This window comes from Pseudoalteromonas phenolica (genome assembly GCF_005876835.1).
Classification (GTDB): Bacteria; Pseudomonadota; Gammaproteobacteria; order Enterobacterales; family Alteromonadaceae; genus Pseudoalteromonas; species Pseudoalteromonas phenolica_B.
On record NZ_PPSW01000006.1, the window covers coordinates 70,389 to 87,974 of the forward strand.

At 39.1% G+C, this 17,586-nt stretch carries 10 protein-coding genes; 9 read left to right on the forward strand and 1 reads right to left on the reverse strand.

The window, feature by feature from the left end:
- Positions 1–152: 152 nt before the first annotated feature.
- The 7 genes from C1E24_RS02890 (at position 153) to C1E24_RS02920 (ending at position 12,794) form a co-directional block, all read left to right on the forward strand.
- Positions 153–4,991 carry an NAD-glutamate dehydrogenase gene (locus C1E24_RS02890; RefSeq protein WP_138478571.1) on the forward strand — a complete coding sequence of 1,613 codons (4,839 nt, stop codon included), beginning with the start codon at positions 153–155 and terminating at the stop codon, positions 4,989–4,991.
- A 79-nt stretch (positions 4,992–5,070) separates the two neighbouring features.
- Positions 5,071–6,081: a quinone-dependent dihydroorotate dehydrogenase gene (gene pyrD / locus C1E24_RS02895; protein ID WP_138478573.1), complete on the forward strand. Its 1,011-nt coding sequence runs from the start codon at positions 5,071–5,073 to the stop codon at positions 6,079–6,081.
- 122 nt (positions 6,082–6,203) lie between these two features.
- Positions 6,204–6,731: a cell division protein ZapC domain-containing protein gene (locus C1E24_RS02900; RefSeq protein WP_138478575.1), complete on the forward strand. Its 528-nt coding sequence runs from the start codon at positions 6,204–6,206 to the stop codon at positions 6,729–6,731.
- Positions 6,732–6,799: 68 nt separating this feature from the next.
- Entirely contained in the window at positions 6,800–8,911 is a 2,112-nt protein-coding gene (gene rlmKL / locus C1E24_RS02905; RefSeq protein ID WP_138478576.1) for a bifunctional 23S rRNA (guanine(2069)-N(7))-methyltransferase RlmK/23S rRNA (guanine(2445)-N(2))-methyltransferase RlmL, read from the forward strand.
- A complete protein-coding gene (locus tag C1E24_RS02910) occupies positions 8,904–9,131 on the forward strand; it encodes a glutaredoxin family protein (RefSeq protein WP_138478578.1) in 228 nt (75 codons plus the stop codon). Before rlmKL ends, C1E24_RS02910 begins: the two co-directional genes overlap by 8 nt.
- Before the next feature lies 1 nt (position 9,132).
- Positions 9,133–11,043, forward strand: a complete 1,911-nt coding sequence (gene uup / locus C1E24_RS02915; RefSeq protein WP_138478580.1) for an ATP-binding cassette ATPase Uup — start codon at positions 9,133–9,135, stop codon at positions 11,041–11,043.
- 11 nt (positions 11,044–11,054) lie between these two features.
- The gene (locus C1E24_RS02920; RefSeq protein WP_138478582.1) at positions 11,055–12,794 is read left to right on the forward strand and encodes a DUF3466 family protein; all 1,740 of its coding nucleotides are present in this window, start codon (positions 11,055–11,057) and stop codon (positions 12,792–12,794) included.
- A 62-nt stretch (positions 12,795–12,856) separates the two neighbouring features.
- Here C1E24_RS02920 and C1E24_RS02925 read toward each other — a convergent pair whose 3' ends face one another.
- Complete coding sequence (locus C1E24_RS02925; RefSeq protein ID WP_138478583.1) at positions 12,857–13,363, reverse strand: DUF2062 domain-containing protein; 507 nt, start codon at positions 13,361–13,363, stop codon at positions 12,857–12,859.
- Between the two features lie 27 nt (positions 13,364–13,390).
- Here C1E24_RS02925 and C1E24_RS02930 point away from each other — a divergent pair, with 27 nt between their 5' ends.
- Entirely contained in the window at positions 13,391–15,622 is a 2,232-nt protein-coding gene (locus tag C1E24_RS02930) for a DNA internalization-related competence protein ComEC/Rec2 (RefSeq protein WP_276609833.1), read from the forward strand.
- Positions 15,623–15,835: 213 nt separating this feature from the next.
- Positions 15,836–17,584 (forward strand): lipid A export permease/ATP-binding protein MsbA, encoded by a 1,749-nt coding sequence (gene msbA, locus C1E24_RS02935; protein WP_138478587.1) that lies wholly within the window; start codon positions 15,836–15,838, stop codon positions 17,582–17,584.
- The last annotated feature ends 2 nt before the right edge of the window (positions 17,585–17,586 follow it).

Here is a 17,586-nt window from a genome sequence, read left to right on the forward strand (position 1 = left end):
AATAGATGAGCAAATGGCTGAAAAGCTTGAAATGTTTTCGTCGAAAAAGCTGTTTATTAGCGTCAGAAAGGTTAGAATTTACCTGACTCCACGCTAATAAATGGCTGTACAAATAATCTACCGTTCAAGGTGGTATAGATTAAGGAACACATATGACACAAAATGAAGGTCCAGCATCTGTTATCTTAGATAATGTATGTAAGTTGATCCAAAAGAAAGTTCATGCAGACAATGTGTCACTCGTTGAAACTTTTGCCAAAGCCTTGTACAGCAATATGTCTAAAGAGGATCTGGCAAAACGTAACGACAGTGACCTATACGGTGCAGCACTGAGTCTTTGGAATTCACTTGAAAAAAATACGTCTGATGAAGCCGTAATTAGAGTGTTTAACCCAGAGGTATCAAAAGATGGTTGGCAATCGTCTCATACGATTGTAGAGATCATCGCAAACGACATGCCGTTCTTAGTTGATTCAGTGCGTATGGCAATGAATCGTCTGAACATCGTCTCTCATCTTCTTCTTCACAGTCCGTTGAAAATCAAACGTGATGAAAACAGCCAAATCTCTGCAATTTCAAACTTAAAAGCCGAGCAAGAATCAAATTCTACTAAAACTGTTTTCTTTATCGAAATTGATCGTCAAACAGACACTCAAGCAATTGAAACTTTGACAAGTGAATTACAGTCAGTTCTAAAAGACGTTTCGCTTGCTGTAGCTGACTGGTTGCCAATCAGAGACAAACTTGTTTCTGTGACAAATGAGCTTCCATCTCGTAACTTTGGTTGTTCTGAAGCTGAAGTAAAAGAAGCCTCTGAATTTTTAGAATGGCTAGTGAAAGATAACTTCACTTTCATGGGCTATCGCCAGTATGACTTGAACCCAGTGCAAGGGGATTACGAGTTAAAACCGGTTACAGGCACTTCTTTAGGTCTTATGAAAAATACGTCTGATGAAAACAGTCGTTTACTTTCTGAGTTACCAGAAGTTGCTCGTAAAGAAGCACGTAGCAATAACTTATTAATTCTTACAAAAACAAATTCGTTATCGCGTGTACACCGACCAGCTTACGTTGACTATGTTGGTATCAAACGTTTTGATGATAAAGGCAATGTAGTAGGGGAAGATCGCTTTATTGGTTTATTCTCTTCAAGCTTTTATAACAACAGCGCAGCAGATGTGCCAATTTTAGAGAGCAAAATTAATCGCATCATGGAAGCATGTGACTTTGCAAAAGGTACGCACGCATACAAAGCGGTATTGAACATCCTTGAAACTTATCCTCGCGATGAATTAGTTCAAGCCCGTGAAGCTGAGCTATTGGAAGTTGCAACAGGCGTTTTACAGGTACAAGAGCGCAACATGTGCCGTCTATTCATCCGTAAAGATGTCTATGGTCGTTTTTTCTCTTGTATGGTTTATGTACCAAGAGAGCGATACAACACAGCGCTTCGACGTGAAACACAGCAGCTCCTAGCCCGTTCATTTAATTCAACGGATAAAGTTGAATTTACCACTTTCTTCTCAGAATCTACGTTAGCGCGTACACATTATATTGTGCGTGTAGCTGACAACAATATTGAATATAACGTGAAAGATATCGAAAATAATTTAGTTGAAGCGGCCCGCACTTGGGAAGACAAGCTTCAAGCAGCGCTTTTAGAGAGCAATGGTGAGTCTCGTGGTAATGAGCTAAACCGTAAATATAGCAATGCGTTCCCGTCAGCATATAAAGATCAAGTTTTACCTTCAGCTGCGGTTGTCGATATCGAAAAGCTTGAAACGCTAGATGAAGAGAACAAGTTAGAAATGTTGTTCTATCGTCCGCAAGAAGAAGCAAACTCAAACATTGTTCGTTTAAGCTTATTCCATAAAGATGAGCCTATTCACTTGTCAGACGTGATGCCGATGCTTGAGAACTTTGGTTTACGCGTTATCGGTGAAACACCCTATGCAGTGAAGACCAGCGATGGTCAAGTAAACTGGATCATGGATTTCTCTATGCTACTTGATAGCAAAGGAATTTCTGACTTCAACCAAGTTTCAGCGCGTTTCCGTGCAGCACTGACAAATGTTTGGAATAACCGTTTAGAAAATGATGGTTTTAACCGTCTAGTGCTTATGGGTGGCTTAAAAGGTCGCGAAGCGTCAATTCTTCGTGCATACGCTAAGTATATGCGTCAAATCGGTGTAACTTTCTCTCAGTCATATATCGAAAATACTTTTGAGCATTATCCTCAGATCGCAAGCAAGATTGTTGAGTTATTCACCAAAAAGTTCTCTCCTGCAAAACCTGCAGCGCAGAAGACCTTAGACAAACTAGTTGCAAGCATTCATGAAGATTTAGAACATGTAGCAAACCTGGATGATGACCGAATCATTCGCTTATATGTTGATATGATCAACGCAACACTTCGTACTAACTTCTTCCAAAAAGAAGCTGATGGTACGAACAAATCATATGTATCATTCAAAGTACAGCCAAGTGCTATCCCTGAAATGCCATTACCGCTGCCTGCGTTTGAAATCTTCGTATACTCTCCTCGTGTAGAAGGTGTTCACTTACGAGGTGGTAAAGTTGCTCGTGGTGGTTTACGTTGGTCTGACCGCCGTGAAGATTTCCGTACCGAAGTATTGGGTCTTGTAAAAGCACAACAAGTTAAGAACACTGTTATCGTGCCTGTTGGTTCAAAAGGTGGCTTCGTTTGTAAGCAGCTTCCAACAGAAAGAGAAGCTTTCTTCAAAGAAGGTCAAGAGTGTTACAAACTATTTATCCGTGGTCTATTAGACATCACTGATAACATCATTCATGGTGACATTGTGCCGCCTGTTGATGTTGTTCGTCACGATGAAGACGACCCTTACTTAGTTGTTGCGGCTGATAAAGGTACAGCGACATTCTCAGATATCGCAAATGGTATTGCTGAAGAATACAACTTCTGGTTGGGCGATGCGTTTGCTTCAGGTGGTTCTATTGGTTATGACCATAAGAAAATGGGTATCACAGCGAAAGGTGCTTGGGAGTCAGTTAAGCGTCATTTCAGAGAAATGGGTATCGATTGTCAAACAACTGACTTCACTGCGGTTGCTATTGGTGATATGGCAGGTGACGTATTCGGTAACGGTATGCTTCTATCAAAGCATATTCGTTTACAAGCTGCATTTAACCACATGCACATTTTCATCGACCCGAACCCTGTTGCGGCAAGCTCTTACCTAGAACGCGAGAGATTATTTGCATTACCTCGTTCAAGCTGGGAAGACTACGACAAGTCATTGATTTCAGAAGGTGGTGGCATATTCTCTCGTGCTGCTAAGTCAATTACGCTGACACCTGAAATTAAGAAAATGCTTGGCACTAAAAAAGCGAGCATGACACCAAACGAATTGATCAAAGCATTATTAATGATGCCTTCAGATCTTTTATGGAATGGTGGTATAGGTACTTACATTAAAGCTAAATCTGAAACAGATGCTGATGTAGGCGACCGCGCGAATGATGCACTGCGTATCAATGGTTCTGAACTTGGTGCAAAAATCTTCGGTGAAGGTGGTAACTTAGGTGCGACGCAATTAGGTCGTATTGAGTTTGCTGCTAAAGGTGGCCGTATCAATACTGACTTCATCGATAATGTAGGTGGTGTTGCGTGTTCAGATAATGAAGTAAATATTAAAATCTTGCTTAATGGTTTAGTGGCAGAAGGCGACTTAACTAAGAAGCAACGTGATGAATTACTTTATGCAATGACAGATGAAGTGTCTGAGCTTGTATTGGCTGATTGTTACCGTCAAACTCACACGCTTTCTATCACTAAGTCTAAGGGTCCTGCAACGCTAAAAGAGAAGATCCGCTTTATCCATGCCTTAGAGAAAGATGGTAAATTAGACAGAGCTATCGAATTCCTACCGACAGATGAAGAGTTAGCAGAACGCGCAGCTGCTGGTCAAGACTTAACACGTCCTGAGCTTTCTGTTCTTGTTTCTTACTCTAAAATGGTACTAAAAGAGTCTTTAGTAACAGATGAAGTTTCTGAAAACCCTTATTACCGTCAGTTATTGGTGAATTCTTTCCCTGTTCCGCTTCGTGACAAATTTAATGCAGCAATGGATAACCACCCACTGCGCAAAGAAATTATCGCGACTAAACTTGCGAATAATATTGTTAACGACATGGGTCTTAACTTTATGGTTCGTATGCATGAAGAAACAGGTGCGTCAGACAGCGAGATTGCACTTTGTTACTCAATCGCCAATGCTATTTTTGAAATGACAGGCACTTGGAATGACATTGCTGATTTAGATAACCAAATCTCGGCAGATGTTCAAACTGAAATGCTATATCAACTTCGTCGTACAGTTCGTCGCGCAACGCGTTGGTTCTTGCGTCACCGCAACAAGGCTATGACCATTGAGCAAACAATTGCGTTCTTTGCACCGACATTTAAAGATGTAAGTGCAAACCTTAGTGATTACTTAGTTGCTGACGAAGCTGAATCTATTGCTAAAAATGCAGATAAGTTGATTGAACAAGGCGTTCCTTCTGATATTGCGACACGAATTGTATCTCTATCTAGCTTGTTCTCAGTAATGGACTTAGCTGAAGTTGCAGATAACTCGTCTAAAGCAATTGATATGGTATCTAATACTTATTTCAAGTTAGGTGCGAAAATGGGTCTGCATTGGTTCTTAGACCAAATTACAGCTCAGCCAGTGACAAACCACTGGCAAGCACTAGCACGTGCTTCATATCGTGAAGAGCTAGACTGGCAACAGCGTTCATTGTCTGAAGTTGTACTTAACAGCCTAGAGACTGACACAGCAGATGTGAATGAACTGGTAGAGTCTTGGATGGACACTCAATCTGTGTTGCTAACACGTTGGCAGCATATGCTTCAAGAGTTTAAGACATCACAAAGTCACGACTTTGCGAAGATTTCAGTTGCGCTACGTGAATTAATGTTACTTAGCCACAACTGTGACACTTCCAAATAATTTATAAACCGCTAAAATACCTCAGCTTTGCTGGGGTATTTTTTTGCCCAGATTTTTTAACGATTACTAAGGAGTTTTCATGTTTTATGAACTAGCGCGTCGCTATATGTTCGGTCGAGATGCCGAGTGGGCCCATGATTTTGCATTGGGTAACCTTCGTCGTTTTGCCAATACACCGCTCAGTATGGCTTGGTCGCAATCTGTTGCAGATAAACCTGTAAACTTTCTTGGTATAGATTTTAAAAATCCAGTCGGCCTTGCTGCTGGATTGGACAAAAATGCTGAATGTATTGATGCCTTTGGTCAAATGGGTTTTGGCTTTATTGAAGTAGGTACGGTGACACCGCGCCCCCAAGCAGGTAATGATAAACCTCGAATTTTCAGACTACCTGAAGCACATGCTGTTATTAATCGTATGGGTTTCAATAACAAAGGTGTCGATAATCTTGTTAACAATGTAAAAGCTTCAAAATACACAGGTGTTTTGGGTATCAACATTGGCAAAAACAAAGACACGCCAAACGAAAAGGGTAAAGATGATTACATTCACTGCATGCGAAAAGTATTTGAACATGCTTCTTACATCACAGTGAATATTTCATCACCGAACACACCAGGCCTTCGCGACCTTCAATATGGTGATGCTCTGGATGACTTACTACAGAGCCTGAAGAATGAACAAGTGGATTTAATCGCAAAACACAATAAATCAGTGCCTATGCTTGTGAAGATTGCACCTGATGTTGATGCTGTGCAAGTTCAACAAATTGCTGAGTCTCTTATGAAGAATCGTATCGACGGTGTGATTGCGACAAACACAACCCTTGAGCGTGAAGCGGTTAAAGGTTTACAGTACGCAGAGGAAATGGGGGGGTTGTCAGGTCGTCCAGTTCGTGAGAAGTCGACCTTTGTTGTTAATGAATTGAAAAGGATCACTGAAGGAAAACTTCCGATCATTGGTGTTGGTGGGATCGACTCTGCAGATTCTGCGAAAGAAAAACTGAACGCAGGTGCCGATTTAGTCCAGGTATACACAGGCTTTATCTACGAAGGTCCGCAATTGGTTAAGCGTATTGTTGACGCTTTATAATGATCAGTTATATAACTAAACGATCCTTTTAAATTTGTTCTTATAAAGAATTTTAACATTCGTTATTTTTCGGTATACTCCTGTCTCTATCTAGATATGGCTAGTAGGCAGGAGATTTCACAGTGCAAGCTTCTAAAGAATGGCAGTGGTTACGTTGCAATGAACGCAACCGACTTCTCATTGACTTAGGCGATGAGCTTCAACTTTGCACTCCCTACAAGCTACACCAACTCACTGGTGATTCCTTACCTAATCCAAATTTTTGTATCGACGATGCAGAATACTACCAAAACGTATACTTCTACTTGCAAAACTTTAAGGTCTGGACCGACGCCCAGTGTTGTCAAATAGCTTTGAACGCGACAGCTGCCAAGTTTCATTTAAAACCCATGCTTGCAAAAAGTTGGTTTTTTAACGAATACACAGGAAATTCAGATAGAACAGAAGCCATTATTGCACTTACTTCATCTGAGCAAACCGGTGAATTTTTCATCGTTGAGTGTGACGCTGAGAGTTCATTGTGTATTAGTTTAAACGCTGAGTTCAAACTAGATGAGCATCTTACTTTAGAGCCATTTCAAGCAATACGAGTTTTGAATAATCGTATTCACCCTCTGATGTTAGCTGACAAAATTACCAAAACAGCTTAACTCAACAAGGCAAGCAACAAACAACCTGTGATATACTTTCGATCATTAAAGTATATAGGGTTAAAACATTGCAATTTATCGCACTTACTTCAATTGGTATTGAAAATTTATTAGTAGATGAAATCAAAGAGCAAGGCTTAGAGGTTATCAAACAGTCTGTTGGTTCGGTAAAGTTTGAGGCGGATAACAGTCAAGCACAAAGATTTTGTTTAGTCACACGTTTTGCAACACGTGTCATGCTGCTTCTAGAAGAAAATGCAGAAATAAACACCAAAGAAGATTTATATAAATTTGCACGTTTTCAGCCTTGGCAGGAATTCTTTGGCCCAAAACAAACATTTGCAATTGAATTTAATGGTACTAATCAAGCTTTAAAAAATACTCAATTCTCAGGCTTAGTGATTAAAGATGCTGTCGTTGATTACTTCAACGATTTGTTTGAACAACGTCCGAACGTAGATAAGGCCGAACCAAATATTCGTATTGTGGCTAAATTAAATAAAAGCCACTGTATGCTTTATCTTGATTATTCAGGTCCACGATTATCAGATAGAGGTTACAGAACTCGTCAGGGTAAAGCGCCTATTCGTGAAAATTTAGCTGCCGCATTGGTAAAACGCAGTGGTTGGTTGAATGATATAAGCCAGCCTCTGTTTGATCCATGTTGTGGTTCGGGTACTTTACTCATTGAAGCTGTGGGAATGGCAAACAAGGTGCCTGCAAATATTAATCGCAAGTTTGCATTCCAAAACTTACCTAGCTTCAGACCTGCAAAATTTGATGAAATCAAACAGGCTTTAAAAATTGAAGTAACAGAAAACAACCTATGGATCATGGGGTCGGATTTTGACGAGCGAGTGATCAATGTTGCACAGCAAAATGCGCGCAGAGCAGGCGTTGAAAATCTCATTGATTTTAGTGTTAAAGATGCAAATAAATTATCTCAAGTTGCCAAGCGTTCTGGGGTTGTATTAAGCAATTTACCTTATGGTGAACGTTTAGGTGCGATGGCTGAACTTATAAACCTATACAGAAATATGGGTTTAGGCTTTAAAAAGTACTTCCAAAATTGGCAACTTGCACTATTAGGCACAGATGAAAGCTTATTCAAATTACTTAAATTAGCTAAATCTAAAACCTATAAGTTTAAAAATGGTCCACTTGATGTTGCACTCTATCTTTACGATGTGAACGAAAAGCAGATAAGTCAGAGTCAAGAGAAGACAGGTCTAAACTTTGAAGGTTCATCGGCTTTTGGCAACCGTTTAAAGAAAAATAAAAACGCACTTAAGTCATGGATTAAAAAAGAGGGAATTAATGCGTATCGTTTATATGATGCTGACATTCCTGAATACAATGTCGCTGTTGATATTTATAACGATTCTGCGGTTATCTTTGAATATGCAGCACCGAAAGAAATTGATGATACTGTTGCGCAAAAACGACTTCAGGATGTGATCACTTTAACATCTGAACAGCTTAATATTCCTGCCGAGAATATTGCGGTTAAGGTACGTAAAAAGCAAAAAGGTGATGCGCAATACAACAGCTTTGACAAGCAAAATCGGGTTGATGTTGTTGAAGAGTTTGGTGCAAAGTTTAAAGTAAACTTGTTCGACTATTTAGATACAGGCTTATTCTTAGATCACCGCCTGGCACGTCGCTATATCCAGCAAAATGCAAAGGGTCAACGTGTATTGAACTTGTTCTCTTACACAGGCAGTGCGTCTGTTCATGCTGCATTTGGTGGTGCTAAGTCGGTTACAACCGTTGATATGTCAAAAACCTATTTAAAGTGGGCAGAAGAAAACTTTGCACTAAACAACCTCAAGAACCCTCGCTTTAGATTTGAGCAAGCAGATTGTTTAAAGTGGCTCGAACACGCACAAGGTCAATATGATTTGATCTTTTTAGATCCACCGACCTTTTCAAACTCAAAGCGTATGAAAGCTGAGTTTGATGTACAGCGAGACCACATCAAATTAATGGAGTGGGTGAAGAAAATTTTAAGTCCTAAGGGTACGTTATTGTTTTCTAATAATAAGCGTGGGTTCAAAATGGATGAAGTCGCTTTAATGGGCTTAGGTCTGAAGGCTGAAAATATTTCTGATAAGACGCTCTCACCTGACTTTAAACGTAACAAACAGATCCATAATAGTTGGTTGATCAGCCATGGATAAGTTTACCCTTTATCACACCGAGGGCTGCCATTTATGCGAGCAAGCCCTTGCGTTATTGAATGCTCAGTTACATTCTGAGCAAATAATTTTAAGAGATATTGTTGAAGAGCCTGAATTGGTAGAAAAGTATCAGTACACCATTCCTGTAGTTGCAAATAAAAACAACCAAGAGCTAGGTTGGCCATTCGACGAGCAAAAATTAAAAGAGTTTATAAACTAAGATGGATTTAATCAGAATAGCCAAAGCGCAGTTAGCTTTTGGCACACACCCACTATTAGATAATGCCGATGCGGTCATTGAAGCCGGTGAACGTGTCTGTATTGTTGGTCGTAACGGCGCAGGTAAATCAACTTTACTCAAAGTACTTGATGGGCAAGTTCAACTAGACGATGGTGAAATCAACCAAGTTGGTAATTTAAAGGTATCACGACTAGAGCAAGATCCGCCTAAAGGTGCTGAAGGCTCGGTTTTTGATTATGTAGCGAATGGCATTCCTGACATCGCTAATTTACTTATTGAGTACCATCATGTCAGCGAGCAAATGCAATCAGATTATTCGGAATCTGTGCTAAATAAATTTGAGAAGCTATCTTCTCGTATTGAAGCACAAGATGGTTGGCGTTTTGAAAGCCGTATTAAACTGGTTTTAGCACAGTTAGAGCTGACTTCTGAGATGCGATTAGAGAAGTTATCAGGTGGCTGGCTAAGAAAGGTTGCCTTGGCAAAATCACTTGTGAGTGAACCAGATTTATTGCTACTTGATGAGCCAACCAACCACTTGGATATGAACAGTGTTATCTGGCTTGAACAGTTTTTAAAAGACTTTAAAGGCGGCATCGTATTTATTTCGCACGATAGGGCGTTCATCCGCAGTATTGCAACACGTATTCTAGATTTAGATCGTGGTAAATTAATTTCTTATCCAGGTAACTACGAAAAATACCTTGAGCAAAAAGCGCATGACTTGAAAGTAGAAGAAGCGCAAAATGCATTATTTGATAAAAGGTTGGCCGAGGAAGAAGCATGGATCAGGCAAGGTATTAAAGCACGTCGTACTCGTAATGAGGGGCGTGTAAGAGCATTAAAAGCTCTGCGTGTAGAGCGAAAACAGCGAGTTGAACAAGTTGGTAAAGCTGACTTTAATATCGAAACTGCAGATCGCTCTGGCAAGCTTGTGTTTGAAGCTAAAAACTTAAAGCATGCTTTCAAAGACAAACCTATCGTCAATGATTTCTCTACCCTTGTTATGCGTGGGGATAGAGTCGGTTTAATTGGACCAAACGGTGTAGGTAAAACTACTTTGCTTAAATTGCTATTCGGTCAACTTGAAGCCGTGTCAGGTAGTGTAAAGCAAGGCGTAAACCTTGAAGTTGCTTATTTTGATCAATATCGAGAAAAGTTAGACGAAGAGGCAACGGTGCAAGACAATGTTGCTGAAGGTAAGCAAGAAGTCATGATGGGCGGTCGTAGCCGACACGTGTTGGGTTATCTACAAGACTTCTTATTTCCGCCAGCAAGAGCAAGAACACCCGTTAAGGCACTATCAGGGGGTGAGAAAAACCGCTTATTATTGGCTAAGCTTTTCCTAAAACCTTCAAATGTGCTTGTGCTAGATGAACCGACGAATGACTTAGACATTGAAACGCTTGAGTTATTAGAAGATATTATTAACCAGTATCAAGGCACGATCTTAATTGTAAGTCACGACCGAGAGTTCATTGATAACACCTGCAATAGTGTCTGGGCGTTTTCAGGTGATGGTGAAGTAATTGATATTGTTGGTGGTTACACAGACTATCAGGTGTATAAAGCAGAGCTTGATGAAAAAAGAAAGCAATTAGAAAAGCAACAAGTTGTGCAAGCTGCTAAAGAGATAAAAAAAGATAAGAATACTAACAAAAGTAATAAGCTAAGTTACAAATTAAAACTTGAATTAGAGCAACTGCCAAGTAAAGTAGAAGCCCTTGAACTTGCGCTTGAAGAACAACAAACCCTGGTGAATGATCCAGAGTTTTTCAAACAACCTCAACAAGAAACGCAAGCGGCATTGAACCAATTGGCAAATCTAGAGTCTGAGCTTGAAACTGCTTATGCCCGCTGGGAAGAGTTAGAAGAATTACAGAATCAGTAGTAAGGATTAAAATGAAAAAAACAATTTTAGCAGCAAGCATGTTGTCTGTACTAAGTAGTACAGCATTGGCTGCTACTTACCAGTTAACTGAATTACCAAGATATGAAAATGGTAAAAATACATTTATCTCAGATGTAAATGAGTCTGGAGATATCATAGGTGCCGCAACCCAATTATTCAATTATGCTATCGATGTGTCGTATTTAAACTTCGATGAATCAGACTTAAAGACAGCCTATGATAGATACGTAGATGCACTTGCAGATATAAATGAAGAGCCCACCTTTACACTAGAAGATGTAAAGAATGGTATTACCTCAACTAATGCAGATGCTAATTCATTTATGCTAGGATTTTTGGCTGGTAAAAGCAGCGATGCTGAATACCAAAAACTCAATGATCGTATTGGGTTAACAATTACCGCTAATTCAGCAGATGAACTTGTTATTTTTGATACTCAAGCAACATATGCTGATTCACTAACTCGTTCAGTAACTAACTTCCCCACTGCAATTACCAACGACGGTGTCATTGTTGCTTGGGGTTCTGCACCATATAGGCAAGAAGTTTTCAAAAAAGAAGGAGAAGACGATAAATTCGTTTTTGTCAGAGACTGGTCTTCTCGAGGGTTGGTCATTTCTCCGAGTGGCAAAAGAGTCACGCTTGAGCCTGAATTAAACACATATGGCGGCTATTCTTTAGTTTCAGATATTGTGCAACTAGATTCTGGTAATTACATTGCTGTAGGTAGTAGTAGTGTGTCAATCCCAGAAAATAGCCAAGAAAATTACGATGAACAATGTGATGGCGTTGATGAATTAGTACAAGTCTGTTCATGGGATTTGCAAAGAGGGAGTTTTTACGACACTGAAGCATATAAATGGGAGTTAGATAATAATTTAAATGTGGTAAGTACTACAAAGTTAGGTTTAGGTTTAGTTCGTAAAGAAGATGAAACAAGTACTTTTAGTAGTTTGGCACTTGCAACGAATAAAAATGGCATAGCGGTGGGTTACTCAAATGTAAGAAACACTGATGATGACAGGCTATATTCATACGAGCAGGCTGGTTACTTTAAAGATGGTAAGTTTATTCGAATTCACCCTCACGAAACCTATATTCAAGGTGGTAAGGCCATAGATATCAATAACAATAATGTTGTTATTGGCAATTACTATGAACAAGGTAGAAGTTATGGTGGTGGTGTTATAGTAAGGAAAAAAGTTGGCTTCTATTATGATATTAACTCCGATACTTATAAAGAAATTCCTGCATTCTTTAATGGTTCTAAAGCGACATTAAGAGATATTAATGATAAAGGCCAGATCATTGGTCAAGGCGAAATTGAGAAGAACACTTCAGTGCCAAAATATGAAGCATTTTTATATGAAATTGGTTCAGACACAGTGACGAATATCAATGATTTCCTGCCTTGTAGAGCTGAAGATGGCAGTGCATTCCCTTATACGATTGCAGAAGCAACAAAAATCACTGAATCTGGTCATATATACGCAAATGCAACAAAAACAGTTGAGCGTCGTGACAGCTTAGGCCAAGTAATGAAGGATTCTGAGGGTAACATTGAGAAAGAAGCAGTTTCAGTGCCTGTCCTTTTGACGCCAATTGCAGGTGGTTCAATCGAAGAGTGTACACCTCCTGAAGCTGAAAAATACGAAAGACAGTCAGCAAGTTTTGGATTTCTCTCTATCTTTGCACTTCCTTTATTGTGGTTGAGAAGACGAAGAGCATAAAATTTATCTGAAGACATAAAAAAAGCCCGTAAGGGCTTTTTTTATGTCTATAGTTTATATAGTTATTGGCCTCGAGAATTCCAAGCCTTGTTGACTGAATGTCGCCATAACCAATCAATGCCGAAATAACCAATCAGTGCAGCGATAGAGGCACAAATAAGAGAGCCAACCATGAATGCAGGGCCAATTGTTGATAAGCTTTCCACAAGCCATTCCCAGCTTGCTTCAAAGTGGAAAGGTTGTGTCTCTTGACCTAATGCAAATACACCTACTCTATAAGAGCAATAAAAAATAGGCGGCATAGTTAAAGGGTTTGTTAACCAAACTAATGCGACAGATAAGGGTAAGTTGACTCTAAAAGGGATTGCACAAGCTGCTGCTAGAACCATTTGAAAAGGAACAGGGATGAAAGCGAAAAATAAACCTACTGAAAAAGCACCCCGTGCAGAGCGGCGATTGAGATGCCAAAGGTTTGCATCGTGGAGTAAACTGCCAAAAATCTTCAAAGATTTTTGCTGTTTAACCTTGTTGTGATCAGGTAAAAATTTTTGGATCGTCTTTTTTGGCATAACAAGCAACCATATACTTCAATGTTGATGTGCTGGGGATTTCTGTACGGCTGTGTTCAAGCGGTATTTTACTTTCACACTTGGCAGTTTTACAGCTCACTGATATTCCTCATCGTAATGTGTTGCTATTTTAAGCCCATTTTCAATCTATTGTTAGGGTTTATTTTTGCTATTTTTGTCGTAGTTCTACAATCTGAGCTTTTTTATAGCTATGAATCAGATAAAAGGGTGCTGAATGAAGCAAGCGAAATAAAAGGTATTGTCACAAAAGTTATTTCACCACATAAAAACTCGCTCGTAGAATTAAAATTAATTGCAATAAACAATCAAAAAATCCCTTTTTATAAATCGGTTAAAGCGCAATTAGCAGTACAAGCAGGCGTCACAGACTTAAACCAAGGTGACCTTGTTACAGTAAAGGCTAAACTAAAAGTTTTTAGAACACGGAAAAATAAGCATAGTTTTGATTCTGAACTGTATGCTTTTAAGAAACAAATCTACTTTAAGGGAACAATTAAAGAGCTTGAAGAGCGTACTTCAGCAGAAAAAAGCTTAAGGCAAAGATATCGGGATAAAACCTGGGAGGCGTTCAAAGAAAAAGAATTAAATTGGCTTTACTACGGACTGAGTACCGGTGATAAATCAAGAACACCGGAAAAAACGAAAGAGCATGTCATAAAACTTGGTATTGGACATATACTGGCAATATCTGGGCTACATGTCGGGATACTGGTTTTCATTTGTTTTTATGTTGTAAAGGGCTCGGCTTGGATGATACTAAGTGTGTTCCCGATTAGTTACCAGCGTTTCAACCTCAATAAACTCTATATTACTTTGAGTCTACTAATTTCATTTCAGTATATTTACCTTTGTGGCTTTCCAGTCTCAGCAATCAGAGCTTGGCTAATGGTGGCCATATTCTCGTATATTTTTCTTGCAGGACGAGAAGTAAAAGTTGTTCAAATGTTAACTTATGCGCTGGTCGTTGTGTTATTGCTAAACCCCTTCTCATTACACGACCCAGGTTTGTATTTATCGTTTATCGGTTTTGCAACCGTTGTAGGGGTTTTGAATAAAACCAAAGCTCCCAGCTTTTTTTCAAATCCTATAATTAGGTTATTGCTAATTCAGTTTGCTTTGTTAATTAGCTTAGCACCACTGAGCATCTTCTATTTCAATGGGGTGAGTATTGTTGGCTTGCTTGTTAACTTATGCGTCATTCCATTATTAAGTATGGTTATATTTCCATATATTATCTTATGTTTATTAATAAAAGGTGTATCTAGCAATATAGATTTTCTGTTTGTTGATTATCTATTGTCAGCAGGATTAGATATGACAACGCATTATCTTCTTGACTACGCATGGCTGAAATGGTCAGAGGTATCACTTGAAACTCTGGTGCTATTTTACCTGTTTGCGATGCTCCTACTAATCAAACACTTCAGGGTATTTTCACTTGTACCAGCATTTTCATTTGTATCTAGTTATGCCGTTTCGAAACCTCTATGGCAGGTTGATGTGATGGATGTAGGGCATGGTACATCAGTACTCGTCGCGTCTGATAACCATGCATTATTGTACGACCTAGGAGCCAAGTACTTTAACTTTTACTCTCTGTTTGAACGTGTCACTTTACCTGAGATCAAGGCGCGAGGATTACACCTTAGGCACACTATCATTAGCCACGATGATAAAGATCACAGTGGGGGTCTCGACGAGCTTTATGCTTTTGATAATTTTACTTCATTAAGGACTTTTCATGATGGAGAACCACTTAACTTTTGTCATATTCAGAATATAAAAATGCAAAACATAAATATTCAGACTATTTGGCCTATTAAAACCATGGACTCTGATAACAACAATTCATGTGTAGCTAAAGTCACAGGCCCTAGTGGAAGTATTTTATTAACAGGTGACATTGAAATTGAAGCAGAAAGCCGACTCGTTGAACAATATGGTCAGAGGTTACAGTCTAATATCTTACTCGTACCACATCATGGTAGTAAAACTTCTTCAAGTGCTGAACTTTTAGAGGCTGTTAAGCCTGAGATAGGCTTAATTTCGAGAAACTATTTCTCTCCTTGGCATTTACCCCACAAAACGGTTAAAGATCGTTACTCTTCGCAAAATATAAAATTAATTGATACCGCACTTTCCGGACAAATTACCATTAAATTTTTTGAGGATACTTATACAGTTGAGCAGGCAAGAGAAAACACGAACTTTTGGGTGAAGCATCGTTATAGATTTTAATTAAGAATTTAAATATTGTAGTAGCGTTGAGTTAATATGGAGATTCAAATGAATGTTCATCTTTAGTTGCAACTTAACCTATCCGATTTAACACCCACAGCAAGTGTTATGGCTAGATTTCTTATTTAGAACTTAGGTTATTTGCTGTAGAGCATTTAGTTTTGTGCGTTTGAGAAGTACAATAACAGGGTTATTAAGTAGTTGAGAGCTTCTATGCAAACCAGTGCCAAGCATAATGCAAAGCAAATTTATAAACGTCTTTTTTCATACACCTATGATTTCAAATTAGCAGCCATATTCTCAGTCATTGGTATGCTGGGCTACGCGGCGATGGATGCCCAGTTCATACGCTTAATGCAGCCATTTATTGATGATGGTTTAACATCAAGAAATACAGAAGTATTAACTTGGGCCCCCGTGGTTGTTATTGTGCTTGTGCTAGGTCGCGGTGTATTTAATTACATGGCTTCTTATTGCTTAAGTTATGTTGGCTCTAGGGTAGTACAAAAACTAAGACAGCAATTATTTGAGCATATGTTGTTTTTACCCGTTTCATTTCATGATCAGCACTCTAATGGTGAACTGATATCTAAAATCACATTTGACACTGAACAAGTTCAACAAGCCATTACTAGAGCCTTACAAGTCATTATCAGAGAAGGCGCGTTTGTCTTTTTCTTACTGTACGTTATGTTCGAAGCGAACTGGAAGTTATCGTCAATATTTTTAACCGTCATTCCTGTAGTTGCAATAATTGTGGCTGTAGTCGCAAAACGTTTTAGAAAAATATCAAAAAATATTCAAGACGCCATGGGTGGGGTGACTCGTGGCTCAGAACAAATGTTGGCAGGCCATAAAGTGATCCATGGCTATGGTGGCCAAGATAAAGAAATTGCCAATTTTGCTCAAGTAAATAATCAAAACCGTCAGCAAAGAGTAAAAATGGATGCAACACGAGCTATCAGTGTCTCTGTTATTCAGTTTTTAGCGGCTGGTGCTATGGCATTAATTCTAGCCATTATTGCGATGCCAAGTGTTATCGATACCATCACTTCGGGCACATTTGTGGTTCTTTTGTCATCAATGATGATGATGCTAAAGCCACTAAAACAATTAGCGAATGTGAATGTCGAGTTGCAACGCGGTATTACTGCAGCACAAAGTATCTTTGAAATTTTAGATTTAGATATTGAAAAAGATACGGGCACACTTAAGCTTGAAAAAGCAAAAGGTAACATTGAAGTTAACAATGTTACCTTTACTTACCCTACGAAGGATGAGCCTGTTTTAAGCAACTTGTCGTTAAAGATAAAAGCAGGTGAAAATATCGCGTTAGTTGGTCGTTCAGGCTCTGGTAAATCGACACTTTCATCTCTACTTCCTCGTTTCTATGATTTCACAGAGGGTGAAATTTTATTAGATGAACACAATATTTCAGACTACCCGCTTAAAGATCTGAGAGCTCAATTTGCGATTGTTTCGCAGCAAGTTGTGTTGTTCAACGATACGCTAGCAAACAATATTTGCTATGGTGCTGATAGGGTTTTGACCGAACAAGAAATCATCGAAATAGCCAAAAAAGCCCATGTTTGGGAGTTTGTAAAAGACTTACCACAGGGTCTTAACACAGTAGTAGGTGAAAATGGGGTGATGTTGTCTGGTGGTCAAAGACAACGTATTGCAATCGCTCGTGCAATTGTCAAAGATGCGCCGATTTTAATTTTAGACGAAGCGACTTCTGCACTCGATACTGAATCTGAGCGTTTAATACAAGCAGCACTTGATGAACTAATGAAAGAAAAAACCTCAATTGTAATAGCGCATAGACTATCGACAATAGAAAATGCTGACTGCATTTATGTCCTTGATAAAGGCAAAGTGATTGAGCAGGGCGATCATAAATCGTTACTTGCGCAAAAAGGCACCTATGCAGCGCTTTGCCAAATGCAATATGGCGAATAACT

Bases quoted from the DNA above. Each gene is read 5' to 3' on its own strand.
- C1E24_RS02890 (WP_138478571.1), top strand. From the start codon at position 153: ATGACACAAAATGAAGGTCCAGCATCTGTTATCTTAGATAATGTATGT.
- C1E24_RS02925 (WP_138478583.1), bottom strand. From the start codon at position 13,363: ATGCCAAAAAAGACGATCCAAAAATTTTTACCTGATCACAACAAGGTT.
- msbA (WP_138478587.1), top strand. From the start codon at position 15,836: ATGCAAACCAGTGCCAAGCATAATGCAAAGCAAATTTATAAACGTCTT.
- C1E24_RS02910 (WP_138478578.1), top strand. From the start codon at position 8,904: ATGGATAAGTTTACCCTTTATCACACCGAGGGCTGCCATTTATGCGAG.
- uup (WP_138478580.1), top strand. From the start codon at position 9,133: ATGGATTTAATCAGAATAGCCAAAGCGCAGTTAGCTTTTGGCACACAC.
- C1E24_RS02920 (WP_138478582.1), top strand. From the start codon at position 11,055: ATGAAAAAAACAATTTTAGCAGCAAGCATGTTGTCTGTACTAAGTAGT.
- C1E24_RS02930 (WP_276609833.1), top strand. From the start codon at position 13,391: ATGTGCTGGGGATTTCTGTACGGCTGTGTTCAAGCGGTATTTTACTTT.
- pyrD (WP_138478573.1), top strand. From the start codon at position 5,071: ATGTTTTATGAACTAGCGCGTCGCTATATGTTCGGTCGAGATGCCGAG.